Source organism: Pseudomonas sp. Irchel 3F6 (assembly GCF_900187595.1).
Classification (GTDB): domain Bacteria; phylum Pseudomonadota; class Gammaproteobacteria; order Pseudomonadales; family Pseudomonadaceae; genus Aquipseudomonas; species Aquipseudomonas siliginis.
On sequence record NZ_FYDP01000007.1, the window covers coordinates 260,374 to 285,610 of the forward strand.

General features: G+C 57.1%; 19 protein-coding genes. 11 read left to right on the forward strand and 8 right to left on the reverse strand.

Features of this window, described 5'->3' with window-relative positions; genetic code table 11:
• Positions 1-59: 59 nt before the first annotated feature.
• Positions 60-2,162: a mechanosensitive ion channel family protein gene (locus tag CKW30_RS22275; protein ID WP_095181940.1), complete on the reverse strand. Its 2,103-nt coding sequence runs from the start codon at positions 2,160-2,162 to the stop codon at positions 60-62.
• Positions 2,163-2,549: 387 nt separating this feature from the next.
• Between CKW30_RS22275 and CKW30_RS22280 the strand changes: the two genes are divergently transcribed.
• Genes CKW30_RS22280 through CKW30_RS22295 form a run of 4 tightly spaced genes read left to right on the forward strand, consistent with a single transcriptional unit; the run spans position 2,550 to position 6,527 of the window.
• Positions 2,550-3,476, forward strand: coding sequence for a DUF72 domain-containing protein (locus CKW30_RS22280; protein WP_095181941.1), 927 nt, complete (start codon positions 2,550-2,552; stop codon positions 3,474-3,476).
• A complete protein-coding gene (locus CKW30_RS22285) occupies positions 3,473-4,270 on the forward strand; it encodes an endonuclease/exonuclease/phosphatase family protein (RefSeq protein ID WP_056790768.1) in 798 nt (265 codons plus the stop codon). The genes CKW30_RS22280 and CKW30_RS22285 overlap by 4 nt, the downstream gene beginning before the upstream one ends.
• Positions 4,267-5,541, forward strand: coding sequence for a cardiolipin synthase ClsB (gene clsB / locus CKW30_RS22290; protein WP_095181942.1), 1,275 nt, complete (start codon positions 4,267-4,269; stop codon positions 5,539-5,541). The genes CKW30_RS22285 and clsB overlap by 4 nt, the downstream gene beginning before the upstream one ends.
• Positions 5,538-6,527: a lysylphosphatidylglycerol synthase domain-containing protein gene (locus CKW30_RS22295; protein WP_041477676.1), complete on the forward strand. Its 990-nt coding sequence runs from the start codon at positions 5,538-5,540 to the stop codon at positions 6,525-6,527. The genes clsB and CKW30_RS22295 overlap by 4 nt, the downstream gene beginning before the upstream one ends.
• Positions 6,528-6,630: 103 nt before the next feature.
• Here the strand turns inward: CKW30_RS22295 and CKW30_RS22300 are convergent, their stop codons facing one another.
• From CKW30_RS22300 to CKW30_RS22310, 3 genes are all read right to left on the reverse strand, one after another.
• Positions 6,631-7,389, reverse strand: coding sequence for a S9 family peptidase (locus CKW30_RS22300; protein WP_042610641.1), 759 nt, complete (start codon positions 7,387-7,389; stop codon positions 6,631-6,633).
• On the reverse strand, positions 7,379-8,488 hold the full coding sequence (locus CKW30_RS22305; protein WP_095181943.1) for a DUF3182 family protein: 1,110 nt from the start codon (positions 8,486-8,488) through the stop codon (positions 7,379-7,381). Before CKW30_RS22305 ends, CKW30_RS22300 begins: the two co-directional genes overlap by 11 nt.
• A gap of 279 nt (positions 8,489-8,767) precedes the next feature.
• Positions 8,768-9,769 carry a GlxA family transcriptional regulator gene (locus tag CKW30_RS22310; RefSeq protein ID WP_095181944.1) on the reverse strand — a complete coding sequence of 334 codons (1,002 nt, stop codon included), beginning with the start codon at positions 9,767-9,769 and terminating at the stop codon, positions 8,768-8,770.
• A 101-nt stretch (positions 9,770-9,870) separates the two neighbouring features.
• On the opposite strand from CKW30_RS22310, the gene CKW30_RS22315 reads away from it, so the two are divergent.
• From CKW30_RS22315 to CKW30_RS22345, 7 genes are all read left to right on the forward strand, one after another.
• Entirely contained in the window at positions 9,871-10,425 is a 555-nt protein-coding gene (locus tag CKW30_RS22315; protein WP_095181945.1) for a cysteine hydrolase family protein, read from the forward strand.
• Positions 10,426-10,655: 230 nt separating this feature from the next.
• Positions 10,656-11,237, forward strand: a complete 582-nt coding sequence (locus CKW30_RS22320; RefSeq protein WP_225914461.1) for a YjfI family protein — start codon at positions 10,656-10,658, stop codon at positions 11,235-11,237.
• 17 nt (positions 11,238-11,254) lie between these two features.
• Positions 11,255-11,953 (forward strand): PspA/IM30 family protein, encoded by a 699-nt coding sequence (locus CKW30_RS22325; protein WP_041477670.1) that lies wholly within the window; start codon positions 11,255-11,257, stop codon positions 11,951-11,953.
• 208 nt (positions 11,954-12,161) lie between these two features.
• Entirely contained in the window at positions 12,162-12,812 is a 651-nt protein-coding gene (locus CKW30_RS22330; RefSeq protein ID WP_095181946.1) for a DUF2491 family protein, read from the forward strand.
• A 15-nt stretch (positions 12,813-12,827) separates the two neighbouring features.
• Positions 12,828-13,253 (forward strand): DUF350 domain-containing protein, encoded by a 426-nt coding sequence (locus CKW30_RS22335; protein WP_016772952.1) that lies wholly within the window; start codon positions 12,828-12,830, stop codon positions 13,251-13,253.
• Positions 13,254-13,271: 18 nt separating this feature from the next.
• Positions 13,272-13,973 carry a DUF1190 domain-containing protein gene (locus CKW30_RS22340; RefSeq protein WP_095181947.1) on the forward strand — a complete coding sequence of 234 codons (702 nt, stop codon included), beginning with the start codon at positions 13,272-13,274 and terminating at the stop codon, positions 13,971-13,973.
• 1 nt (position 13,974) lies between these two features.
• A complete protein-coding gene (locus CKW30_RS22345) occupies positions 13,975-15,132 on the forward strand; it encodes a glutathionylspermidine synthase family protein (protein ID WP_095181948.1) in 1,158 nt (385 codons plus the stop codon).
• A 763-nt stretch (positions 15,133-15,895) separates the two neighbouring features.
• On the opposite strand, the gene brxL is transcribed toward CKW30_RS22345, so the two are convergent.
• From brxL to CKW30_RS22365, 4 genes are all read right to left on the reverse strand, one after another.
• A complete protein-coding gene (gene brxL / locus CKW30_RS22350; RefSeq protein WP_095181949.1) occupies positions 15,896-17,950 on the reverse strand; it encodes a protease Lon-related BREX system protein BrxL in 2,055 nt (684 codons plus the stop codon).
• A complete protein-coding gene (gene pglZ / locus CKW30_RS22355; protein ID WP_095181950.1) occupies positions 17,934-20,555 on the reverse strand; it encodes a BREX-1 system phosphatase PglZ type A in 2,622 nt (873 codons plus the stop codon). The genes brxL and pglZ overlap by 17 nt, the downstream gene beginning before the upstream one ends.
• A gap of 461 nt (positions 20,556-21,016) precedes the next feature.
• Complete coding sequence (pglX, locus tag CKW30_RS22360; RefSeq protein ID WP_095181951.1) at positions 21,017-24,598, reverse strand: BREX-1 system adenine-specific DNA-methyltransferase PglX; 3,582 nt, start codon at positions 24,596-24,598, stop codon at positions 21,017-21,019.
• Positions 24,595-25,224, reverse strand: a complete 630-nt coding sequence (locus tag CKW30_RS22365; RefSeq protein ID WP_095181952.1) for a hypothetical protein — start codon at positions 25,222-25,224, stop codon at positions 24,595-24,597. Before CKW30_RS22365 ends, pglX begins: the two co-directional genes overlap by 4 nt.
• Between the last annotated feature and the right edge of the window lie 13 nt (positions 25,225-25,237).

Below are 25,237 nucleotides of genomic sequence, written 5' to 3' on the forward strand. Positions count from 1 at the left end.
CCCCTGTGGGAGCGAGCCTGCTCGCGAAAGCGCCGGCCCTGTCTCTACACAAACAGGCGTCAGGTCCGTGACTCCTGCGGTACCTCACCCGCAACCACCGCCCCCTCCTCCTGCCGCTTCGGCAACAGAACCTGTTGTGGATAAGTCTGCGCAAAATGCACATTGGGGGTGTTATCCACAAGCTTCTTCAAGCGCTGGTTGAATGCGCGGCTCACCGCATATTGGCCACCGGACACCGTGCGGAATTGCGCCGTCAACACCACGCCGTTGAGATCCATTTTGTCCACGCCAAACACATCCAGCGGCCCTTGCAGGTTGTACTTGAGGAACGGGTCTTCGCGGATCGAATCACCGGCCTCGCGAATCAGCTCAATGGCTTTGTCGACATCGGTGTCGTAGGTGAACTGCACCGAGAAAAATGCGAAGGCGAACTGGCGTGATTGGTTGGTCACAGCCTTGATCTGGCCGAACGGCACCGAGTGCACAAAACCCTTGCCGTCCCGCAGGCGCAAGGTGCGGATGGTCAAACCTTCCACGGTGCCGGCGTGGCCGGAATCGAGCACCACCCAGTCGCCGATCGACAGGGTGTCTTCGATGATGATGAACAACCCGGTGATGACGTCCTGCACCAGTTGCTGCGAACCGAAACCGATCGCCAGACCGACCACGCCCGCACCGGCTAGTAGCGGCGCGACGTTGATGCCGAGGTTGGCCATGGTGGTAATCGCGCAGATCACCACGAGGATGATTTTGATCGCGTTGCGCAGCAGCGGCAGGATGGTTTTCACCCGCGTGCTCGGCTGGCGTGCCGCGCGTTTGCTCAGCGGCGGTTTCAGCGCTTCCTGAATCGCCGTGTCGAGCACCACCCACAGCAGCCACGTCACCAGGAAGATCAGGCCGATGCTGCTCAAGGCGTTGCTGATCGCTCGACCGACGGTGCTGCTCTGGGCGAAATCGAGCAACGACACGCCCCAGATCCGCCCGAGAATATCGATGAACACAATCGCCATGACGATGCGCAGCAACGCATGCAACAGGCTGAGAAAGCGTTCCTTGTAGGCACTGCTGCGCTGGATCGCTTCGGCTTTGCGCGACTTGAACAGGTGCTGCAACACCGTGCTGAGAAACACCGTGGCGATCAGCAGCACGGTGGTGAACAAGGCACAGCGCAGGGCTTTCTGATTGTCCTCGCCGATGCCGATCAGGCTGACTGCCGAGACCAGCACCATCAGCACGATCGGCCAATACCACAGCCCGGAAAATATCCGCAGCGACTCCTGCAGCGACGGTTGTTTCAAACGCTGACTGAGCGGGCGATTGCGGATCAGATGCGCCACGGGCCGGCGCAGGCGAATCACCAGCAAACCGAAAATCACCGAGGCGATCAGCCCGGTGAACACGGCGATGCTGCTGGTGATATTGCCGCCCAGTTGCCGGGCGATCTGCGGGCTGGTCAGGGCATCGCTGAGCGCGGCGAGAAAGCCGATGAGGAACAGCGGGCGCGGGCAGTATTCACGGATGATTCGCGCGGCGGCGCGCTTGTGCCCGACGTTGAACATCACCACCACGCACAACAACATCGATGTGGAGAAGATACCGCTGCTGGTGGCATAGGCCAGACACAGCGCCAGCGCACGGCCCACCGAAGCTTGCAGAAAATGGCTGACATACAGCGTCAAAGGCAGGCAGATCAGCGCCGGCACGGTGTACGGCAGCACGTAGCCGAGCAGATCCTGACTGCGCTGGCGGGTGCGCAACCAGCGGCCCTCACGCAGACGCTTGGCCAACAGACTGCCGAGCACGGTGAGCAGGGCGAAACTGCCCAGCCAGACTCCCGACAGCGTGAGGAAATCCCCTGCCACGCTCCAGCCCGAGCGATTCGACGGTTGCTTGACCAGCCGATCGACCTCATCCGCCGCGCGGTCGGCGCGCAGCCGCCAGGCATCGACCAGGTGTTCGTTGAGATCGAGTTTTTCCTGCACATCGTCGATGCTCGTACTGATCGCCCCGAGCAGACCACCCTGCACCAGCGGTTCCGGTTCGGCGGGTTTCTCTGCCGTGTCGGCGGCAGCCGGAACGCCCGGTAGCGCGACGGCTTGCGATGTGTTGACGCCCAAGCACAGCAGCGCTCCCAGCAGAATGGCGATCCTGAAATTGCGCAAAGCTCCGATCTCCCGTGGCTGACCCTGGTAAGGAACTGATCGGTAATTGCGCGGCAAGTTCAAGAGCCCCCTCACCCCAGCCCTCTCCCCCAGGAGAGGGAGCCGACAGAGTTGCATGACCAAAATCACCAACTGCACGTCTTGAGTCGAACTCAAGTCCTGAAAACCATGAAAATCTGCTCCCTTCACAGTCGTACGCGATTTCAGGAGGCATGAAGATCTGCTCCCTTCCCCCTCGCCCCCTTGGGGGAGAGGGTTGGGGTGAGGGGGTAAGCTCTTGATCTTCGCTTCACCCGCGACCGTCCGTAACGCCACCGAAACTTTCCCGCCCCCGCCGCAGTCATCACAGAACATCGGCAACACGAGGACTTTCTACGGGAGGATGGGATGGCGACGATTCACATCGGTATTTCAGGCTGGCGCTACGCCCCGTGGCGCGGGGATTTCTACCCGAAGGGACTGGCGCAGAAGCGCGAATTGCAGTTCGCCTCCCGCGCGGTCAACAGCATTGAAATCAATGGATCGTTCTACGCCCTGCAACGACCCGAACGTTACGCCCAGTGGTACGCCGAAACCCCCGATGACTTCGTGTTCAGCGTCAAGGCGCCGCGCTTCATCACCCACGTGCGCCGCTTGCGCGAAATCGAAAAGCCGCTGGCGAATTTCTTTGCCTCGGGCGTGCTGGAGCTGAAGGAAAAACTCGGGCCGATCCTCTGGCAGTTTCCGCCGAATTTCAAATTCGACGCCGAGCGCTTCGATCACTTTCTCGCGCAACTGCCCCACGATACCCAAGCCGCAGCCGCCCTCGCCCGCCAGCACGACTCGCATCTTCCCGGCCACGCCAGCGTCAAAGCCTGGCGCAAGAAACCGCTGCGCCATGCGGTGGAAATCCGTCATGAAAGTTTCATCGATCCGGAATTCGTGCGCCTGCTCAAACGCCACAACACCGCGCTGGTCATTGCCGACACCGCCGGCAAATGGCCGTACCGCGAAGACCTCACCAGCGACTTCGTCTATGTGCGCCTGCACGGCGCCGAAGAGCTCTACGCCAGCGGTTATTCCGAACAAGCGCTCAAGCGCTGGGCCGAGCGCATCGACGCCTGGCATCACGGTAAACAGCCAGAGGACGCCCACCTGATAGCCCCACGCCTGAAACCCCGTGCGCGCAAATCCCGCGAAGTGTTCTGCTACTTCGACAACGACATCAAAGTCCGCGCGCCCTACGACGCACGCAACTTGTTGCAGCGCTTGGACCTCGACAAAGACCTCGCCACAACTCCCGGGCAAGTCGCCGCAGAAGGAGTTCTGTCATGAGCATTCCCGAACCGGTCGGTTTCACCGACGAAGGCTCTGTGGTTGCGCCCTCGGTGCGCACCTTCACCGTACTGACTGTCAACACCCACAAGGGCTTCACCGCGCTGAACCGGCGTTTCATTCTGCCGGAGCTGCGTGAAGCAGTGCGCAGCGTCGCCGCCGACGTGGTGTTTCTGCAGGAAGTCCACGGCACGCACGAGCAGCATCCGAAACGCTACGACAACTGGCCGACGATGCCGCAATACGAATTCCTCGCCGACAGCCTCTGGCCGCAATTCGCCTACGGGCGCAATGCCGTGTACCCGGCGGGCGATCACGGCAATGCGCTGTTGTCGAAATTCCAGATCATCCGCCACGACAACCTCGACGTGTCGATCAGCGGCCATGAAAACCGTGGTCTGCTGCATTGCGTGCTGCGCCTGCCTGGCGACGGCACCGAAGTGCACGCGATCTGCGTGCACCTTGGCCTGCGCGAGAGCCACCGCAACGCGCAACTGGATCTGCTGATGCAACGCCTCGCCGAATTGCCCGCCGACGCCCCGGTGATTGTCGCTGGCGATTTCAACGACTGGCGCCAGCGCGCCGATGCGCAGCTCAAGCCCTGTGGCCTGCGCGAAGTGTTCGCCGAGCAGTACGGCAAGCCGGCGCGCAGCTTTCCCGCGCGGCTGCCAGCGCTACGACTCGACCGCATCTACGTACGCAACCTCAAGGCCAGCCGCCCAAAAGTATTGACGAACCGGCCCTGGTCCCACCTTTCCGACCACGCACCGTTATCGGTGGAGATTGAACTATGAACAGTGCGCCACTGGAAAAATCTGCCGTCGACCCGGTCCCGCTAAACCCGCCGGTGCGCGAGCCCGGCCACGTTGACGTCGAGTATCAATGGCATAGCAATAACCGCGTAGAGCTGCTGGAGAACGGCGAGGAATATTTCCCCCGGGTATTCGAAGCGATGCGCGCAGCCAAGAGCGAGATCCTGCTGGAGACCTTCATCGTCTTCGAAGACAAGGTCGGCGCCGAGTTGCAGCAAATCCTCATCGAAGCCGCCCAGCGCGGCGTGCGCACCACGGTCAGCCTCGACGGCTTCGGCTGTGGCGAGCTGAGCACCGGCTATCTGTCGGCCTTGAGCGATGCCGGCGTGCATTTGCAGATCTTCGATCCGGCGCCGAAGCATTTGGGCATCCGCACCAACTGGTTCCGCCGCTTGCACCGCAAGATCGTGGTGGTCGACGGCTTGATCGCGTTCATTGGCGGGATCAATTTTTCCGGCGATCACCTGGCCGATTTCGGCCCTGAAGCCAAGCAGGATTATTCGGTGGAGATCCAGGGCCCGGTGGTCGCCGATATCCATCACTTCGCCCTGCTGCAAAGCGGTCGTCCCGGGCGCGCGCGGTTCTGGTGGCAGCGCCGGCGCCAGCGCCTGGAGGAAATGGCCTTCACCGATCACGACGGCCAGGTGCGCCTGGTGTTCCGCGATAACGATCAACACAACACCGATATCGAAGACGTGTATCTGCAAGTACTGCGCAAGGCAAAGCGCCGGGTGATCATCGCCAACGCCTACTTCTTTCCCGGTTACCGGCTGCTGCGTGAAATCCGCAACGCCGCCCGCCGTGGCGTCGATGTGCGGCTGATCCTGCAAGGCCAGCCGGACATGCTCGTAGCCAAACTGGCAGCGCGCATGACCTACGATTATCTGCTGCGTGCCGGCGTGCAGATTCACGAATACTGCCAACGCCCGCTGCACGGCAAAGTCGCGCTGGTCGACGATGACTGGAGCACCGTCGGCTCGAGCAATCTCGACCCGCTGAGCCTGTCGCTGAATCTGGAAGCCAACGTGCTGATCCGCGACCGCGCGTTCAATCAGCACCTGTACGAACGCCTCGAAGATCTCAGCCAGAACCACTGCAAAGCCATGGACGCCAAGCTGTTGCCGCGCGGGCGTATCTGGCACATGACCGTGGGCTTTCTGGTGTTCCACTTCCTGCGGCACTTCCCGGCCATGGCCGGTTGGCTGCCGGCGCATAAACCGCGTCTGAAGCCTTTCCGAGGTGCGCGTCCATGAGTCATTCCGAAGTCCATTCCGATAGCCATTCGACACAAGCGGCGCCGTCGAAATGGAGCCGCTGGAAACGTCCGCTGACCATCCTGTTTTTCCTTGCGCTGATCGTCTTGCTGACGATGTTCGCTACGCGCATCGAATGGGCCGAGGTGCTGGAGACCCTCGCCGATTTCAAGGTGCGCACACTGATCATCGCCGCCAGCCTGACCCTGCTGAGTTTTCTGGTGTACGCCAGTTTCGACCTGATTGGCCGCACCTACATTCGTCAGGACCTGACCTGGAAGCAGATCCTGCCGGTGGGCATCATCAGCTACGCCTTCAATCTCAACCTTAGCGCCTGGGTCGGCGGCATCGCCATGCGCTATCGCCTGTATTCGCGGCTGGGCGTGAGCAAAGGCAACATCGCCAAGATTCTCGGCCTGAGCCTGGCAACCAACTGGTTCGGCTACATGACCATCGCTGGCGTAGTGTTCAGCAGCGGTCTGGTGACTATGCCGCCGGGCTGGAAACTCAGCAGTTCGGCCTTGCAACTGGTTGGTGTGTTACTGCTGCTGGTCAGCGCCGGCTATCTGGCGGCGTGTCAGTTTTCCAAGCGCCGCGAGTGGTCGATTCGCGGCGTAGAAATCAACCTGCCGTCGCTGCGCATGGCCGTGCTGCAATTGCTCTTGGGCGCGTTGAACTGGTCGCTGATGGCGGCGGTGATCTTCACTCTGCTGCCAAGCAAACTGGATTATCCGCTGGTGCTTGGGGTGCTGTTGATCAGCGCGATTGCCGGGGTCATTACGCACATTCCGGCGGGGCTGGGTGTGCTTGAGGCGGTGTTCGTGGCGTTGCTGCAGCATGAGGCATCGCGCGGCAGTCTGGTCGCGGGATTGCTGGCATATCGGGCGATTTATTTTCTGCTGCCGCTGTTGATCACGGTGGTGATGTATCTGGTGGTCGAGGCCAAGGCCAAGGCGCTGCGGATCGAGAAGAAACCCACACATTAGAATCAAGATCAAAAGATCGCAGCCTTCGGCAGCTCCTACATTTGAAATGCGTTCAACCTGTGGGAGCGAGCCTGCTCGCGAAGGGGCCGGTACATGCGACAGATCATCTGGATTGGATAATGCTCAACCGCTCCCCCACCACCATCTCGGTAATCCAGTCCACCAGGATCGAGGTGTAGGCCTGCTGCGAAACCGGATCACTCAACGCGTGATCGGCGCCATCAATAATCCGATGGGTCAACGAGTGAGTCTGCTGACATGCGGCGCGGTAACTCATGATCGTCGCGTGGGGCACGAAGTCGTCGGTTTCCGATTCCACCAACAGCACGTCGCCCGTGAATTGCGAACAGGCATGCAGGGCGCGATTGCTGTCGGCGCGCACCAGCGTATTGCGATAATCGCGCAGGTCGGCCTTGTCCAGATCGCGCTTGGGCGTGTGCCACTGCTCGTCGCGGTACAGCGCCGGCACGCGCAGCGCCAGCCAGCGCACCGGGCGCAGTGACGTCAGGATCGAGGCCAGATAACCGCCATAACTGGTGCCGACCACGGCGATCGCCGAAGTGTCGAGGGCCGGGTGCGCCAGCAGGCGATCGTAGGCCGCCAGCAAATCACGCAGATTGTCTTCACGGGTCACCCGGGTCAGCGGAATTCCTGTGCCGCCGGTGTGCCCGCGCAGGTCGAAGGTCAGGCATACGCAACCCAGGCCGGCGATGCCTTTGGCCCGCTCCAGATCACGTTCCTGACTGCCGCCCCAACCGTGAACAAACAACACCCCCGGGACTTTCGATTTGGGACTGAGAAAAGTCCCGCTCATCTGTTCGTCATCAATGTCGATTTGAATGCTTTCGCTTCTAGCCGTCATAGGATTGGACCGTCACATATTTGAGAAGAAATGCGCTGTTTTCCGCCGGGCCGCGATAGACCTCGATGGCGTCCGCCGGCAGCGCCTGATCGGTATAGGTTTCCACCGACGACACGCGAATCGCGCGCATCTGTGGATCGTTGACGAAGCTCTGCAACGCGGCCACTTCAGCGCTGCTGGCACCGCCCATGCGCCAGGATTGTTCGAGCACGCCGCTGCGCGGGTTGCCGCTGGCGTCGAGGCCTTGGGCGATATCGTAATTGCGCCGCGAGGCGAAGAAGTGCGGGTAGGCTTCGTTGGCGGCACTGTCGAAGACCTGCGCCTGCTCGATGGCCAGACGCACATCGTCAGGCAGACCCAGCGCGAGCAATTGATCATAGCCGCCCTGCACCACCAGCAGATTCGAGCCGCCGTAGACCTCTTCGCCCTGACCGCCCTCAGTCAAGTATTGATCACCGCAGTAGCTCAACACTTTGCCGCCGATGAACGACTGGCCGACGCTGTGGGTGACGACGTTGCGCAAGTCCTGCTCCAGCACTACGCCGTCGCTGAACAGGCTTTGCGCTTCGGGACGAGCGAGGATTTCATCGAACGCATCGAGGCTTTTGATCACTTCCTGACCGCGACCGGCGCAAGCGTGAATCGGCTTCAAGCGAATCGGCCCGGCGTACAACAGATGCTCGGCGGCGGGCCGCGCATCTTCCAGGGCGAATACGCTGAGACCGTCGAGCACAACGTTGCGCACCCGCTCCGAAAACAGCGGCGACCAGCCCTGCGGCGCGTGCGCCAGATGACTGCGCAAACCGTGGCTGATGGCTTTGGTGCAGATGAAATCGTATTCGACGTAACCGCCCCACAAATCATCGGGGCCGTTGATGCCCAGCGCTTGCGCGTGGGCGGCGCCGACGATGGTCTGCGTTGGCAGCAGATACAGCTCGCGGCCCTGATGTTTGGCCGGATCGTAACTGCCGCCGAATTTGCAGCCGAGAATCTGCGCCAGCCAACGCGCCAGGGCCTTGTTGGTCTCGACTTCATGTTGCGGCGCCTCGGCACGCACCGAATGGGCCACGACGATTTTGTTGCTGGGTGTCGGGGTCATGCGTTCCCCTTTTATCAGTCGATGGGTTCTCAAAGGAAATTGCAGAGATCAGGCCAATCAACCATCCCCACGAACCGCCCGATAATCGGGAGCTTGCCGTGACTGTGCTGGCATCACGCCTGTTTCAAACTGCACGACAGCGCGCAAAACTCCGGCAAATTGCACGATCTCTCACCCTCGCCGCGATCATTGTGGGAGCGAGCCTGCTCGCGAAAGCGTAGTGTCAGCCGACTACAATTCTGTAGATCCAGCGCCTTCGCGAGCAGGCTCGCTCCCACATTAGTTCATCGTCGTTCTGGGAGCGGGATTCACACCAAACCGCCCCCGGTACTCACTCGGCCCAAGCCCGGTAATCTTCTTGAAGATCGCACGAAACGCGCCCGGATCCTGATAGCCCACCGTCCAGGCAATGTGGTCGATCGTGCCATTGGTGAACTCGAGCATTTCCCGCGCCTTGCCGACCCGCAAGTGCTGGCAATACTCGGTCGGTTTCAAGCCTGTCGCGGCGCGGAATCGGCGCAGGAAAGTACGCTCTTCAAGTCCCGCACGCTCGGCCATTGCCGTCAGCGAGACATCCGTCGCCCCGGTGCTTTGCAGCCAGTGCTGGACCTTGAGAATCGCCGCGTCGCCATGGCTGAGGATCGGTGCGAAATTGCTTCCGCATTCACTGGCGCTGTCGCTGTGTTCCATCACCAGAAAACGCGCGGTCGCGGTGGCGATGCTTGGGCCGAGCAAGCGATCGACCAGGCGCAACCCCAACTCGGACCAGGCCATCAGCCCGGCCGTGGTGATCAGGTCGCCGTCGTCGACAATCGGCGTGTCGGCCTTCAGTTTGATCTTCGGGTAACGCTCGGCAAAAGCCTGGGCCGAGGTCCAGTGCGTGGTGGCGCTGCGACCGTCGAGCAAGCCGCTTTCGGCGAGCATCAACGAGCCCACACAGACACCACCAAGCGTTGCGCCGCGCGCATGCTGATCGCGCAGCCATTGCGCAAGACTCGCAGTCATCTGTGCCGCATCGAACCCGCCGAGGGACGGCGGAATCAGCACGGCGAGCAAAGCGTCTTCGGCACCGGGATGACTGTCGTAAACCCGCGTCGGCAACTGCTCGCCCTCGACCTGCCAGTGACTGACCCGCAGCAAGGGCAATTGCACAGCCTGATACTCGGCGGCAATGCGGTTGGCCACCGCGAACAGGTCGGTCAGACCGTGCACCGCCGCCAGTTGCGCGCCGGGATAAATCAGCACGCCCAGTTCAGCGGTGGCGGCTCTTTGTGCGGCCATTGTCAGTTTTCCCCCGTCTATTGTCGGTGCGGCCAATCCTCGAATCCTCGGCCAGCGTCAATACTGAGGCCACACCCAATCACCGTCTCGAGGACAATCCCATGGCCAAGCAAGCGCTCATCGTAGTCGATATCCAGAACGACTACTTCCCCCAAGGCAAGTGGCCGCTGGTCGGCGCCGACGCCGCTGCCGACAACGCCGCACGGCTGATCGCAGCCTTTCGCGAAGCGGGCAATCCGGTGGTGCACATTCGGCACGAATTCACCTCCGAAGACGCGCCGTTTTTCACTCCCGGCTCCGAGGGCGCGAAACTGCATCCGAAAGTGCTCAACCGCGCCGACGAGCCGGTGGTGCTCAAGCACTTCGTCAACTCGTTCCGTGAGACTGAGCTGAAATCGGTGCTCGACGAACACGGGATCAACGACCTGGTGGTGGTCGGCAGCATGAGCCATATGTGCGTCGATGGCATCACCCGCGCGGCGGCGGACATGGGTTACAGCGTGACCGTGATTCACGATGCCTGCGCCAGCCGTGACCTTGAATTCAACGGCCTGACGGTGCCGGCCGCTCATGTGCACGCAGCATTCATGTCGGCGCTGGGTTTTGCCTACGCCAGCGTGGTATCGACTGAGCAGTTCCTGCACAGCAACGCCTAGCAACAACTGCGCAATCCACAGGCCCGCCACGTTGCGGGCCTTTTTGCGTCTGTCATGAAAATCTCACGCGTGAGTCATTGATGGCACTTTGCATTGGTTGTAGTGTGGCCCACGCGTGAGACGCTCATAACCGGATTCCAGCCATGACAAGCCGCACTCCGACGCCTGCCGCAGCCAGCCCCAAGGGCGAACGTGGCAAGACGTCAGCGAAAAAACCGTCGAGCTTCTACATGAAGCAGATGCGCGCAGGCCTGGCCGCCGCCGGTTATGTGAAACACGAAACTTGGGTGCTTCCGGAAAACCGAAGCTTGCTCAAGCAAATGGAGCAACAGCTACGCCAACCGATTCTGGCTGGCTCTTTCATGTCGGAGAAATACATGAGCGCAGGCAACAACTGGACCATCGACAGCCTCTTCAATGCCCTCAAGGCGCTGGACGAGGTGGCTTCCCAAGAGATTTCGCTGTCCCTGATCCAGAGCTCCGAGCCGAGCATCAAGCTGGAAATGAACGAATTCGGCGGCCTGCCGATTCACATCGCCCTGGCCGGCCAGCAGATCATCGTCGACACCGTGCTGGTGGACATCGATTCGATCAGCAATGTCCAGGCGTTCAACGATGCCGTGCTGCGCAGCCGCGAGATGTTCCCGCTGTCTTCGATCGGGATCGAATCGATGCCGAACGGGCAGACCGTCTACAACATGTTCGGCGCGCTCAGTGCTGATTCGAGCCTGACCAACGTCGTCACCGAGGTGAAAACCCTGGTCGACAACGTGCAGCGCGCCAGCGAAGCCTTCGAACACTTCTTCAAGTAATCAACAGGGAATATCCAATGACTCAGTCCATCTGGAGCAAGTTGTTCACCGCACTGCGCGGCGGCGCCAATGAAGTCGGCGAAGCCATCGCCGACCAGCAGGCCCTGCGCATCCTCGATCAGGAAATCCGCGACGCGGACACCGCGCTGTCCAATGCCCGCCGCGAACTGGTAACGATCATGGCCAAGCACAAACTGGCCGCCGACCGCGTCAGCGAATACGACGCCAAGATCAAGGACCTCGAAGCCAAGGCTGTGGCCGCGTTGAATGCCGGCCGTGAAGACCTGGCGCTGGAAGTGGCCGAAGCGATTTCGACCCTGACCAACGACCTCGCTGCCGAGAAGAAACTCAGCGATGAATTCGGCGCCTACGCCGACAACATGCGCAAAGACATCAGCAAAGCCGAATCGCGGATCAAGAGCCTGCGCCAGCAAGTGGACATGGCCAAGGCCCGCGACAGCGTGCAGAAAGCCCAGGTCAGCGCCTCGATTGCCAGCGGCGGCGCCAACGGCAAACTGGAAACCGCGGTCGGCACCCTGAACCGCCTGCAAGCCAAGCAGCAGCAACGCGCTGCCGAGCTGAGCGCAGCGGACGAACTGGCCGACGCCTCTACCGGTAACGACCTGGAACGCAAACTGCGCGACGCCGGCATCACGCCGAACGAAGGCAGCGCCAATGCGATCCTTGAGCGCCTGAAGCAGAAGTCCGCGCAGTAATGACTGAACGGTAACTTGTGGGAGCGAGCCTGCTCGCGAAAGCGTCGTGACAGTCAAATAATCGAGTGACTGACACAACCCATTCGCGAGCAGGCTCGCTCCCACATGGTTTTGCGGCGTAATTGCCCCTGCTCGTTCACCGCTTCGCCCGTTACACTACCGCCACTTTTTCACCCGAACACCTCCACCCGCTTCAAGGAACGCACCCATGGGATGGTTTAAAGACTTGCTCGGCACCAGCAATTGGCAGACCGCTGCGCCAACGACCACCGGCGCCAGCGGCCCACTGGGCATGGCACAAGGCAAAGGCGTGCGCTTCGACACGACCCTGGCGTTGCTGCTGGAAGGCTCGACTTCGGTGCGGGTGCCATTCGATCAAGCGGTGTGGAGCGCCGGCTGGGTCGACCTCGGTCAGTCCAACAAACTGCATCGCTATTACATGAACGACGAGGATTTCTGGGTGCAGATCCACGTCACCGGCGATGATCAGGTCGAGTCGGTCACCCTGTTCAATTACCTCAGCTACGTGACGGTCAACAGTGACGCCGAACTGCAGCGTCTGGCCGGCCCCAACAGCCTGATCGGTCTGCCGACCTACCACCACGACGGTGTTGAATACACCCGCGAATGGGGCACCGAACTGCAGCAGACTGAACTGGTGCCAATGACCGAACACGTGGTCAATCCGGACGAGTCCTACACCATCAAGCACCACGCCATGCTGTATGCCCGCGACACCGGTCTGACCGATCGCCGCGAACTGCTGCTGTTCTCCGTCGAACAGGACGAAGAAGGCACCGTCAGCCTGAGCACCTCGCTGGGCATCTCGCTGTACACGACTGATTTGAGCGCCATCTAAAAAAGGAAGTTTTTCATGCTGGAAGTCTTGGCCGTTTCTCTGAACAAAACCGCGCTGGTCGGTTTTGTCGTCTACCTGATCGGCGCCGTGTTGCTGTTCATGCTGTTTCAATTCGTCTACACGCGCATCACCGCGCACAAGGAATTCGAGCTGATCCGCGCCGGCAACACTGCCGCCGCCATTGCCCTGTCCGGGGCAATCATCGGTTTCGCGATTCCGGCGAGCAACGTGATCGCCTACTCGGTCAACGTGCTCGACTTCGTCCTCTGGGCGGTCATCGCCGCCGTCGTGCAGCTGTTGGCGTTCGTTGCGACCGGGCTGGTGCTCAAGGGCACGTCCCAGCGCATCGCCAACGGCGAAGTGGCGGCCGGCATCTATGTGGCTGCCGTGGCGATCAGCGTCGGCATGCTCAATGCCGCGTGCATGACCCCGTCCCACTGACCGGCAGGAAGCCTCTCGATGAAACGCAGCAAATACGTGCAATTGTCCCTCGCCGCATCGGTGGCGATGGCGATTTCCGGTGAAGCAGCGGCGCTGGATCAGCCGCGCAACTTCCAGAGCGTTGAACAGTGTGTCGACGCCGAATTGGCCGCCGATCTCTGCTCCAGCGCCTACGTCGCCGCCCTGAACGAACACCGGCGCATCGCCCCGGCCTACAACGACAAGGCCAAGTGCGACGCAGACTTTGCCGCTGGCTGGTGTCAGAAAAATTCCGATGGCCGTTTCGTGCCGAAACTCGGCGGCTTCAAAGTGCCGGGCAATGCCGAGACGCCGCAAGATCTCGATGCCATCGCCAATTCGCAAATGCCGGCGGGCGACACCACCACCAGCAGCAGTGCCAGCCACGGCGGCTCGCACTATTCCGGTGGCTCAGGTGGCGGCGGCAATGGCTGGCTGACCGGCTGGCTGATCGGCAACGCAATGAGCAACAACGCCGAACGCACCGTTTACCGTGATCGCGAAACGCGCCAGCCGTACAACACCTCAACGCAGTACCGCCGAGCTGACACAACCTCGCGCAGCCAGTCGGATTACGAGAGCAGCAAGAGCAAACCGGTGAACGTTGCGTCGTCGACTTCGCGCGGCGGCTTCGGCAGTCAGTCCAGCGCCCGCAGCGGTTGGGGTGGCTGGGGCAGCAGTTCCGGACGCTCGAGCAGCTGACATGAAAAAGATCCACTGCGCCGAGCGCCCCGACTGGAAACACACCGCCGAAAGCCTTGGTTTCCTGTTCCACACCATCGACGACGAACCGTACTGGGACGAAAGCGCCTACTACCAGTTCAGCCTCGCGCAGATCGAAAACGATCTGGAAGACCCGACTACCGAACTGCACGAGATGTGTATGGATCTGGTGGATCGCGTCGTCAACAGCGAGGAGTTGCTCGATCGCCTGAGTATCCCGGCGGCGTACTACGACATGATCCGCACCTCCTGGCGCGAGGGTCATCCGCATCTGTACGGTCGCATGGACTTTTCCTACAGCGGCAACGGGCCGGCGAAACTGCTGGAGCTCAACTACGACACGCCGACCAGCCTCTATGAGGCGGCGGCGTTTCAATGGGGCTGGCTGGAACAGTGCATCGAGCGTGGCACGCTGCCGCCACATGCTGACCAGTTCAACAGCATCGACACCAAGCTGCATCAGGCCTTCGCCGAGTTGCAGTTGAAGCGGCCGTTCTACTTTGCCTCGATAAAGGACTCGGTCGAGGACAAAGGCACCACCGATTACCTGCGGCTGATCGCGGAAAAGGTCGGCATCGAATCACGCCACATCGATATCGAAGACATTGGCCTGACGGCTGAAGGTCGTTTCGTCGATCTGCAGGATCGCTGGATCCCGCACCTGTTCAAGCTGCACGCCTGGGAATTCATCTTCCACGAGCCGTTCGGCGCAGCGATCGCCGAATGCGATACGCAGTTTTTCGAACCGGCGTGGAAGGCGATTCTGTCGAACAAAGGTGCGCTGCCTTTGCTGTGGGAGTTGCACCAAGGCCATCCGAATCTGCTCGCTGCGCACCTTGATCCGAATCCGCAGAGTGCGGTGCCGAAGGGCTGGGTGCGCAAGCCGTACTTTTCTCGCGAAGGTGCCAACATTGAACTGCAAACAGTGGAAGGTCTGATCGTCAAAGAAGACGGGCCTTACACCGATGCGCCGTTCATCCTGCAGGAGTTCGCGCCGCTGCCGAAGTTTGGCGATAGCTACACGCTGATTGGCTCGTGGGTGATTGGCGATGAGGCAGCGGGGATTGGTGTGCGTGAAGACAATAGTCTGATCACCAAGGATTCAAGTCGATTTTTGCCGCACCTGATCCTCGACTGAAACAATTCCTCATGTAGGAGCTGACGAGTGCAACGAGGCTGCGATCTTTTGATCTTCAGAAGCAACGTCAAAAGATCGCAGCCTCGTTGCACTCGTCAGCTCCTACAGGTGATAGGGGTCGCGCTGAAATAGCCTCACAAAAAAGGCCCGTCGTTTAAGCGACGGGCCTTTTTCATTCAAGACGGTTACAGCGGCAAATCAAAACGGTTATGCCTACCTAAGAACGGAAAGCATGACAATTTATCCTTAAAAAACAGTCCGATATGCCGCATAAGCAGCAACTCTGTTATGTTTTTTGTCAATAAATCGCATTATTCACGCGTATTTTTTTACATCTCATATTGCTTAAAGAACACGCGATCATGGGGCAGCAAGAATGTATCAATGAACAGCTCTCATTAAGGGGAGCTGCCCACATGGGACGGATCCCGGTGGGTAGTTTCGCTATGCGGTGATTCAAGGCTGGGTGGCTGTTTATTTGAGTAGATCAGCGTTCTACCATGTCAGCTGGTCTCAAGATCAGCTAACAAGTGGGTGTATTTTTAGCTGAGGAAACGGGATCGTCAAGAATTTAAATATCAAAAATGGCAACAGGGACACCTGCCGTACCTGTCAATTCTGACTTAGTTAGAGATCGGAGTTCCACTACAGACAGATCCTCTATGCAAAGCATGATCTGTCGGATAACTGCAGGCCTCAAGCGACGCCTCGACCAATAATGAGTGCTGCCTGTGGCGATTCGCAGGAAGGGATGCATCCTAACTCAGCTAACCCCAAGCGCTTTGAAAACCGCATCCACCGGATCGCTATAGAAGCTGGTCTGGAACTTGGCAAACAGCTCTCCCGGTACGGTAGGGATGTCAGTTACGCTGGCCATCGGTAGAAGAATACGCTTTGCTCCCGCATCAAATGCCACTTGCATGCACTCAGCCAGGTTTTCCACGGGCATCACGTTTCCGCCAAGGCTCATATCCCCCAACACCACCATTTGTGCTTGAAGCGGTCTCTGCATCAAAGCAGAACAGTAAGCGACGAAGCCTGCCAAGGTCAGCGCTTTAGGGGCTCCGGTGTTATGCAACTCCACAACATGTAGGTGGTAATCGTGATCACCGACTTTTGAAGCAGCGCTGACGCGAGTGATATTGGCCTTGAAGTAATCAAAAGCGACTTTGAGTGCCTCTTTCGCCGATGAACTGCTACCCAAGCCGGACATGTTCAGTTTGCCGCTGCCTGCGGTGATCTGGGTTTCCAAACGGTACAGCCCCAAATGGCCATTAGCACCAGTGGATACCAAGTGCATTGCCCCTGGTTTGCCTTGCCCCTCAGGAATCAACCCACCACCGCCCTGCTCTGGCACGCTGATGAAGGTTTCTTCAAGGGTATCAGCATCAATATACGAGAAGTGCACATCGAAGAATTCCATTCCGCCGATCTTCTTCAGTTGCTCCTTCACCCGGCGTCGGCTTTCTAGGGCGTACTCTAAGCAGCGACGTACCGCTTCGCGGTCATAGTCAGCGCTCGGATGTAGCAGCTTGAGCAGGCCTGACACCGTCCGGCGTACTGCAATCGTGTCGCGTTGATTGAGGTTATTGCCCAGCTTGAAATAACGGTCAATGGCGTCGGCAAAGTTGCGCTTGCGCATCTCGCGCATGAACTCCGCCAGATAGTCTGTGATCAGCCCATAGCGGTTGGTGAAAAACTCTGGGCGCATCTTCGGGACTTCCCAACCTGGGATGTAGGCATGGAAACGGTCAAAAAATGCAGAGTCGATCATCGCACTCGGAAATGGGGCCAGCAGGTGGCTGGTCTTCACCAGGGTGTCGACCGGCTGGTTGATATTGCCGACAAACATCATGCTCGCAGAGGCTGAGATGGAGTCACGGCCACGAGCAAATGAGCCAGAGGCCATGAAATCCTTCATGATTTGCACCCCGTCTTTGTCCTTGAACGAGATACCCGCTACCTCATCGAAGGCAACCACATCCCACATTCCGACCAAGCCAATCTGCCTACGAGACATGTTGTAGAAGAGATTGGCGACTGTGGTCTGGCCACCGGACACCAAAATGCTGTTGGGGCTGACTTCCTTGTAGATGTGACTCTTACCTGTACCGCGAGGGCCAAGCTCGCAGCAGTTGTAGTTGTTCTCGACAAAGGCAATCATACGGGTGAGCAGATGCCATTTTGTGCGCACATTGAAATGTGCAGGTTCCATGCCGGTAGAGCGCAACAACACATCCAACCACTGCTCTTCACTGAAATTTTTACGTGCCTCCAGTAGCGCCTCCATGTCCATGTTGGGCATCTGAATTGGCTTGAGGTCATGCACGGTGAAAGGCGAACCTTTCGCCCCCTCTTCGAAGAAATAGTTCAGCGTAACAATGCACCAAATCCCTCCCGCCAGGAGCTTCTCGAACTCTTTAATAAAGCGGCTGGGGATCTCGGCGTCCTTCACCCCCAGATTCATAAACAGAGCTTGATAGATATCGCGGCGCTCGTTCAGGCTGACTGAAACCTTGTCGATGATCTTAAAGCTACCGCGCTCACGGATTTTGGATTTGACCTTCTCAGCCTCATCCGGGCGGACATAGTTCTCTGCGAGGATGCGCTTTACCGTCTCCAGACCATCAGCAATCACCTCTTCGTTGTCTGAGGCGCAATACATGCCGAGCAGATATTCCAGTACATAAACAGGCACATTGATGCCTTCCTTCAAGCGTTTGGTCAGATCCTTGCGCACCACCTTGCCAGTGAAATGCTGGTTCAACCGGGCATCCAGGTCGAGTTCAGGGTTGCCGCTGTCAGAAGTCAAAGTCATTGCTAATCGCCAGGTTGATACGCACATCAATGCGGAACTGCTCGACGTCAGTCTCAGTGTCCAGCAGTTTGAAGAAGTAACGCTCGTTCGAAGAGAACGGCCGGTTTAACAGGGTGAGAATCACCTTCCGCTGACGCTGGTCGAGGTTCTGCGAATCGCTGTCCATGGAAACCTGCTCAACAACCGAAACGGCTTCGCCAGCCTCATCAAACAACCCTACGCGCAGAACAGCCGGATGCACACGTTCAGAAACGGGCTCGGTCTGCAACAGATTGAACACATATCGATTCGTGGTGATGGTGAAGTTGTTCCCCAACACCGTGACTTGTGCCTTGCGTACGGCCGTTTCCTTGGCCTTCTGTCCTCTTACCTGTTGTACCTTCAGCACTGGCACAGCTACTTCCTGCAAGCTAGCCCCACCATGAATAAACCTTGCCCCGCCAACGAAGTGGAATCGACTCACCCCTTTCGGCGACCAGAACATCATGTCATCACTGATGCCTGCCGTGTCTCGAATAAATCCAGCGTGTACCTGATCACTGCCACCGAGATTGCGGCCAATCAGGTAGCGCTTCTTCGATACGATACCGCCTGCCGGCTTAGCGAGCAGCTTGCTCTTATCCAGCTCCTCAAGCGCAGAATCTTGGAACAGAAAACCATGATCAGCAGTCACCAAGACACGATGTCCATTAAGGTTGTTGATAATGCGACTAACGATGGATTCCAGTTCCCCAATAGCATCGCGGCAGGCACTAAAGGTGCTGCTCTCGGTGCTGGAGGTGTCACCGACGGCATCAATCTTGTTGTGATAGATGTAAATCACTCGATAAGGCTTAATCAGTTCACGTCCGTCGGTCTTGTTCATGTTCAAAAAGTCTTCGGCTCGTAGTGCTACGCCATTTACACCTGCCAGAATTTTGTTGCGTGTTTCCAGACCATCGCTGCTCTGACCATCGACTTGTACCAGGCCTGTATCGGTGTAGCTCAGCACTTTGTGCGGCAACAAACTGGCCATGCCAAGCTTAGTATACGAAGGCAGCACGCCTAGCTGACTACTCAGCTCAGAGGAGAACCGATACTTGCCATTGAGCGATTCATTCAGCTCCTGCGCAACCTCGTAGCGCAGTGCGTCACTGATTACCACAAACACCCGCCGATCCTCCCCCCCCCTCAGATACCTTTCCACGTGCTCTGCATAGAAGTCCTGCTGATTGGGTACCTCGGGCAATTGCCACTGTTGCAGCAAACCAGCGTCAAGGAAACTGCCCCACTTTTGAGCTAAGGGTTGCAGAAATCCAATCAAATAATCCTGCTCTACCCGGGTGGTCAGCGGTGACAGCGCATCAGGACTGCGCGCATACACTGCATCAGCAGCCTCGTGATATGCCCTATACAACTGATCGAAACGATAAAGCTCGCTGGTGTAAGCGCTGTAACACACCTCAGCCGAGTAAAAGGAAAAGCCTGCTGCGTAGCGCAACCTCAGCTCGAATAGCTCGGAAGCAGCAATCAGCGCACGGTAGTAACCGCACCAGATGGAGCGATTGGCATCATCGTTATCTGGCCAGCGCGGGTTTGCCCAGTAGCCATCCATCCGCCTACTAGCCATATCACGCAATTGCTGACCTACAGCTTCGCTGGTGTTATTGAGCACAGCATCCCGGAGCCGCTCAGCAATAAGCCGCTCAACATCTACAAAAGTGCTGACTGCCATAAGAGCCTCTAGCGTCACCTGCGCTAATAGCTCTGCAGAGCGTAAATCGGCAGCAATACGTTTCGACAATCGGTCATAGGAATGTTGACGCAGGGTGCTATCGCGCCATTGAGACAAGAACACAGCAACATTCGCAGCGCGCGTCGGGTTCATCTGAAGAGCTTTGAGGTTGGCCGGAACCTGAGCATGCAACGCATGCCCCATATCGGTGGCGAATAACCGCACCAAAAAATGCCGCAGTGTAGGTTCGCTATGCTGATAGCCAAATGCTTTTTGCATCAGCTGCCAAAATACTGGCTGCATGTCGAACTTGGTAATTGATTCCCACAGCGGGTTGTTTTCGAGATCCTCAGCTTCGGCTAAGGTCGCAAAAATGGCCGTGAGCACGGCAAACAGCTCGGCTTGTTCAACCTTAACCAGCGCAGCGAGGATCTTCAGATCCAGTGCCGCTTCATCGTCATCCGGACTGAGTAGGCGATGAATCCGGGCCACTCGTTCTTTGCTGGCGAAGAACGCACCACGTACTTTCAAGTGCTCACGTAAGCTGTGCTGACGGAGCCCCAGCTCCTGCAACAGCATGGAGGTGCGATCTGCTGCAAATGGCGCGGCATAGAGACGAATATCCAACAGCCAGTCCTGGTCAGGATCAGGACGGATGCGGTCTTCATAAATGAGAAACAGTCCTGCGGGATCAAGCACCTCGACTTGCCGCTTGATTGCCAACGCAGGCGTTGCAGACCGCCGTAAAACCTGTACGTCTTGCAATGGCAGAGCTTCGAGGATTTCGCTGAATTCTCCTTGCGGATCCTCCCACCAGACCACTCGGCTGCGGGAAAACTGCTGTTGCAGGCTATCGATGATTCTTTCGAGTTGTGCGGATAGCTCAGACATCAATTACCGCCCCCAAGCGGTTAAAACTAAAAAACGCTTATGATGCGCCTTGCTTCAAAAAAATAAATCACTCTGACTCACCGCCATCGGGCAGTCAAAGCGCGCCAATCAAAAATTCAGCCTCCCGACAAAAAAATGCCGTAGGCCACCTCGAAACACGGTCTGTACTGAACCGAAAACCGACGGCATCAGTGTTCCTCATATTGCTGGCGCACTATTGGATGCTGCTCGGCTGGCGTCAGCTTTGTGGCCCGAGATTGCTGCTCGCATGCGTAACCCAGGATATGCAGCTTGCTAAGCTTACTCTAGGTCGATTCGGTACGTGGAAAAGACTGGCCTACTGCGTCTGTTCAGCCCTTAGTAGCGACCAGTCTTGTACCTAGTGTTTATGCATACAAACGCGGGAGAAAGCTCTAAGTCTATGGCAGTAGAGCTTTCTCATAGCCAGTTCACCTTTTTACTTATTCTTCTTTACCGCCGGTAACCACCTTAACGTCTGCCAGCAAGTTACCAAATTTTCCGTAGTTGACCTTGACGCCATCATCCAGATCAAGAGTAATGCGCTGGTCGGCGTAGGGCCGCAGGGTTTCGTCGAAGCGGCGGAGTTCTTCGAGTTGTTTGGCAAGTTTGTCTTTGTACTTTTGCAGTGCTTTTTGTTGGGCGCTGCTGGTAGCACTATCGATGTCGTCGGTAAGCTTATCGATACGGGCCTGCATGCGGCTTTGCAGTGGCACAACGTACTCCATACGCATGCGCGACAGGGTGCCCTCGTTATAACGGTGCAAGTACACCAGGCACTCAAAAGCCTTTAGCTTACCGCTGGAGAACAGCCAATAAATTGGGCGTTTTTTGTAAGTCTGTAGGTGATCTTTGTAGAAATTGGTGGACAGATAACGGCCGATGACCTCGTCGGCAGATTCGCCTGCCTTACGGCCTAGGCTATCGGCCAGCCACTCAATATTCTCTACAAGAGTTTCAGCCCCCCAGACCACCTTGACAAACTCACGCACGCGCGCAGCGGCATCATCTTCGAACCAAGACTCCTCAGTTATGGGGATAATGCCGTCGGCATCTACTAGAAACTCTGTGTAATGAGAAGAGTCGAAGCCGATGCCACCGCTTTTAGCATAAATTAAACCGGGCTTATCTAAGCTGTAACGACCCATCATGCATCCGACAGCGTATGAAATCATCCGCCGCATATCCTTTTCTCTATCAGAGCGAGCCAGAGAGACGCTATCCTCCGAAACTTCAGCCGCTAGGACACCATCCAGCCCGTACGCTCTAATAAAGGCTCGATTATTATCCTCCTCCAACGAAATAGTTTTAGATACTCTAAACGCACATTCCTGACTCCACTCCACCCATGCGAGGCTCAAGCTCCTTTCCTTAAGCCAACTAAGCCCTTCGAAATCCCAAGAGACCTCAAAGGAATCCCAATCAGCTTTTGCCATATCAATAAGTGATTGATACAAATCACGTTCGATGCGCTCCGGCCTCAATATAGGAAGCGCACCAATTTGACCTGCCTCGTAGTTAACCGTTGGCGATAGTAAGCCGAGAATTTCGGCTGCCACATTAGAGTTAAGAAATAGCAACAACAACTCAAAGTCTTCGGACTCTGGAAATATTGACATACCCGCAACATCAAATATTGAGCCATGAGGCTGATATCTAAACGACGGCTTGCCACTACTTATTTTCGACCAGGTTATACTTGACTTAAAATACGACCCCTCATTCACCACGCGCTTTGCAGCACTACCATAGCGACTTATAGAAAGCTGCTTAATTTCCTCACCTGAATTTTTCCAATTTACAACCACTCCATGATTACCGTACCACTTCCTATAATCTCCACCCTTATTATAAGAATACCATTTAACTTGACCCTCACCATCAAATGACAACTGGTCAATTGACACCTCATGCCATTCCCTGGTAAACCTTGAGTTATCCATAGTAGCCAGCCCCTGACGGGGAATAGCTATATTTCTCAACAACTCTCCATTCTTAAAAGCGTATTTAATTTCATCACGCATCCAGTAAGCAAACGGCCTACCGGGAATTTTTATGAAATCGTCGGCCCTGGTTAGAGTAAGCCGTTCATTCTGAACCGGAAAACATTTAGGCACTCCCGACTCGCCCAAATCATTACCACTACAATAACTAAAGCTACCTACGCTACCACCAACAGGCTGATTAAAGAAAGAAGTAGCCGCTGTACCAAAGGCGATCCCCATTACCCCATTTCCCATATGCACCATGGAGGTAACAGTTTTTTCCTTCAGAAGCTTTTCGCGCATCGACTCATAGGATGAGAGGAACATCCAGCTTTGCATCGTTACCATGCTATTGAAGCCGACTTGCTTGCACCACCCAAATCCTCGCTCAATAAACATGGCGAATAGGTCGGTCTTGCTCTCGGGAAAATATCCTTTTGCGAATTCCTTAAGCATTGGATTCATTCCCTTGCTCCCCATATAGGGCGGATTTGCCACTACTGCATCGTATTGCAGTGCGAGCATGCTGGCGGGCCAAGCAAACTGCTCTAGTACCTGCCCAGCATAGCTGCGAGACAAATCGTCACCGTGGTTACGCACACTGACGAGCATATCGACGATCTTGCCCAGCTTGACCTTGAGAGCATCTGACACGCGGATCAGCGAACCAAAGGTTTTTCCATGTTCAAACAACTGAATCAGCTGGCGTAGGTCGAACACGGTAAGCCCAGAACTAAGGTGGGTTTCAAGCTGCCCACCACCAAACAACTGACCTGAGTGGAATTCTGCTCCGCCTTCGATCTGAATCGCAGCATTAATGATGGTTTCAGCTATTTTCTGATCCGGTAAACCTGCACTTTGCTGAATGGCCATCACATTCAAGTGCGGCGGGTTACCTTCATCATCAAACAGGCGGCGATCATCCTCGCGAGCCTTCATCAGTAGGGCAAAACCGGCAAGCTGCGCGGCACGGTCATCAATATCCAACCCGAACAGATTCTTTTGCAGGATCAGTCGAGGAATGTCGCGCAAGCGATAGCCGCGCTCCTCATAAATCGCCCGCAGCAGGTTGTACGCCTCGACTAGAATATGACCAGACCCACAGGCCGGATCAAGAACGGAGAGGGACTCAGGGTTGAGCGTACCGCTATCCTCATCTATCCGCACCTTGAACAAGGCGCTGAACCGTGCCTGAACTTCCAGCGATTGCTCAGCAGGTTCAATGTAATACGGCATTTTTTCTTTTAGGCTGGAGCCAGGATTAGCCATTAACCAGAGCCGACCGAGACTATTCTGCACTAAGTACTGAACGATCCAGTTGGGGGTGAATAGCTGAGTGGCGGCAGGAATGTCCTCGCTCTTGACCACCTTGCCGATCACCTCCTCCTTCTTTTCGCTGATATAAAACTGATAGAGCCAGCCAATGACTTCTACCTCTTGCCAGTCAGCCTCTTCGATATCGCTGACTAGGCGGGCAATGGGCGAATCAGTGCGCAGGAGGTTGTCCGGAAGCAGCAACTCGGTGGCATCGTCCAGCGCCTCGAAGAGGAACGGCATGTTGCGGTGCAGTTCATGGCACTGGGCGAGAAGGATCTCGCGGTATAGCGCTTCATCCTGATTGCCTGCGGTTTTCAGGCGGATAACTTCAGCCTTGTCCAAGCCAGGTAAATCGAGATGCTGAACGTGATCGAGGATCTCAGGTTGATGGCCTTGCGGGTGGCTAAGCACGCGGTAGCCGTGACTCAGGTAGCCCTTAAGCTCCATAAAGCGGATGGCTACCAGGCGGTTAAACCAGGTGTAAGCCAGCGCCTCGATCACAGCATTAAAGCCCTGCTGTTGAATACGTCGAGCCAGCTCAGAGCGCTGCTTGGCAATGCTGGCCGGGAACGGCTGGCCACCAATCAGCAATACGTCGCCCGTTTGTTCGACACTGACCGACATTGCCGGATCAAGCCCCAGACGACGGGTACGCAGGGTAACGGCCTCAATAAAATCGAGACGGGCTTGAGGGGCGTATTTCTTGAGCGCAGAGCGGTTCATGCCTGTTCCTTAGGAGACGATCTGACCTTGCGCGGCTTGAGCGCACGGCCATACATCATTAGGTATTTGTCGAATTCACTTTCTGGGCGTTGAAATCGTTTGCTCGCCTCATGCAGGAAGTGCTTAAGCCGGACGATATCGCACCAGGTGGATGGTTTTTTCTTGGCGGACGGGATTCGCCGCAGATGATTCATGGCGCGGAAATTGTGCTGGTCGATGATCGGCACCTGTAGAGGATGGATCAGGTGAGTCAGGTAGGCGCTGGTGATATAGCGCATCCTATCCAAACGCTTATCCCACCATTGAAAAGTGGCTTCGGGGGTAAATTGATCACCAGCAGATAACGCCCAGCCTCGAAAAGCAGGCCACAGACTCTCGATCTCGCCGATCAAGGACTTCTGCTTCGAGGGAAAGTCGTCCTTGCCCCAGTGCCCCCACTTCCACAGCAGCGCTGCCTGTAGATCCACCTTCTCTGCCAAGACGGAGAAGGTGTTCTTGAAGGTCTCATAATCGAGCGCGGGGTACTTTTTGAAGCTGTAGAGCTCAAGGTGTGAGGTATAGGTTGTCTTTACCTCATCAGTAATTCGCTGCCAGTCGGTAGCCTTCAGCGGCTCTTCCATGCCCATGGCATTTCTCCTC

What these genes read in the sequence shown, in the direction of transcription:
- pglZ (WP_095181950.1), bottom strand. Translation starts at nt 20,555, where the DNA reads ATGTCTGAGCTATCCGCACAACTCGAAAGAATCATCGATAGCCTGCAA.
- CKW30_RS22300 (WP_042610641.1), bottom strand. Translation starts at nt 7,389, where the DNA reads ATGACGGCTAGAAGCGAAAGCATTCAAATCGACATTGATGACGAACAG.
- CKW30_RS22340 (WP_095181947.1), top strand. Translation starts at nt 13,272, where the DNA reads ATGAAACGCAGCAAATACGTGCAATTGTCCCTCGCCGCATCGGTGGCG.
- clsB (WP_095181942.1), top strand. Translation starts at nt 4,267, where the DNA reads ATGAACAGTGCGCCACTGGAAAAATCTGCCGTCGACCCGGTCCCGCTA.
- CKW30_RS22325 (WP_041477670.1), top strand. Translation starts at nt 11,255, where the DNA reads ATGACTCAGTCCATCTGGAGCAAGTTGTTCACCGCACTGCGCGGCGGC.
- CKW30_RS22330 (WP_095181946.1), top strand. Translation starts at nt 12,162, where the DNA reads ATGGGATGGTTTAAAGACTTGCTCGGCACCAGCAATTGGCAGACCGCT.
- CKW30_RS22365 (WP_095181952.1), bottom strand. Translation starts at nt 25,224, where the DNA reads ATGGGCATGGAAGAGCCGCTGAAGGCTACCGACTGGCAGCGAATTACT.
- brxL (WP_095181949.1), bottom strand. Translation starts at nt 17,950, where the DNA reads ATGACTTTGACTTCTGACAGCGGCAACCCTGAACTCGACCTGGATGCC.
- CKW30_RS22315 (WP_095181945.1), top strand. Translation starts at nt 9,871, where the DNA reads ATGGCCAAGCAAGCGCTCATCGTAGTCGATATCCAGAACGACTACTTC.
- CKW30_RS22335 (WP_016772952.1), top strand. Translation starts at nt 12,828, where the DNA reads ATGCTGGAAGTCTTGGCCGTTTCTCTGAACAAAACCGCGCTGGTCGGT.
- CKW30_RS22345 (WP_095181948.1), top strand. Translation starts at nt 13,975, where the DNA reads ATGAAAAAGATCCACTGCGCCGAGCGCCCCGACTGGAAACACACCGCC.
- CKW30_RS22305 (WP_095181943.1), bottom strand. Translation starts at nt 8,488, where the DNA reads ATGACCCCGACACCCAGCAACAAAATCGTCGTGGCCCATTCGGTGCGT.
- pglX (WP_095181951.1), bottom strand. Translation starts at nt 24,598, where the DNA reads ATGAACCGCTCTGCGCTCAAGAAATACGCCCCTCAAGCCCGTCTCGAT.
- CKW30_RS22295 (WP_041477676.1), top strand. Translation starts at nt 5,538, where the DNA reads ATGAGTCATTCCGAAGTCCATTCCGATAGCCATTCGACACAAGCGGCG.
- CKW30_RS22285 (WP_056790768.1), top strand. Translation starts at nt 3,473, where the DNA reads ATGAGCATTCCCGAACCGGTCGGTTTCACCGACGAAGGCTCTGTGGTT.
- CKW30_RS22320 (WP_225914461.1), top strand. Translation starts at nt 10,656, where the DNA reads ATGAAGCAGATGCGCGCAGGCCTGGCCGCCGCCGGTTATGTGAAACAC.
- CKW30_RS22310 (WP_095181944.1), bottom strand. Translation starts at nt 9,769, where the DNA reads ATGGCCGCACAAAGAGCCGCCACCGCTGAACTGGGCGTGCTGATTTAT.
- CKW30_RS22280 (WP_095181941.1), top strand. Translation starts at nt 2,550, where the DNA reads ATGGCGACGATTCACATCGGTATTTCAGGCTGGCGCTACGCCCCGTGG.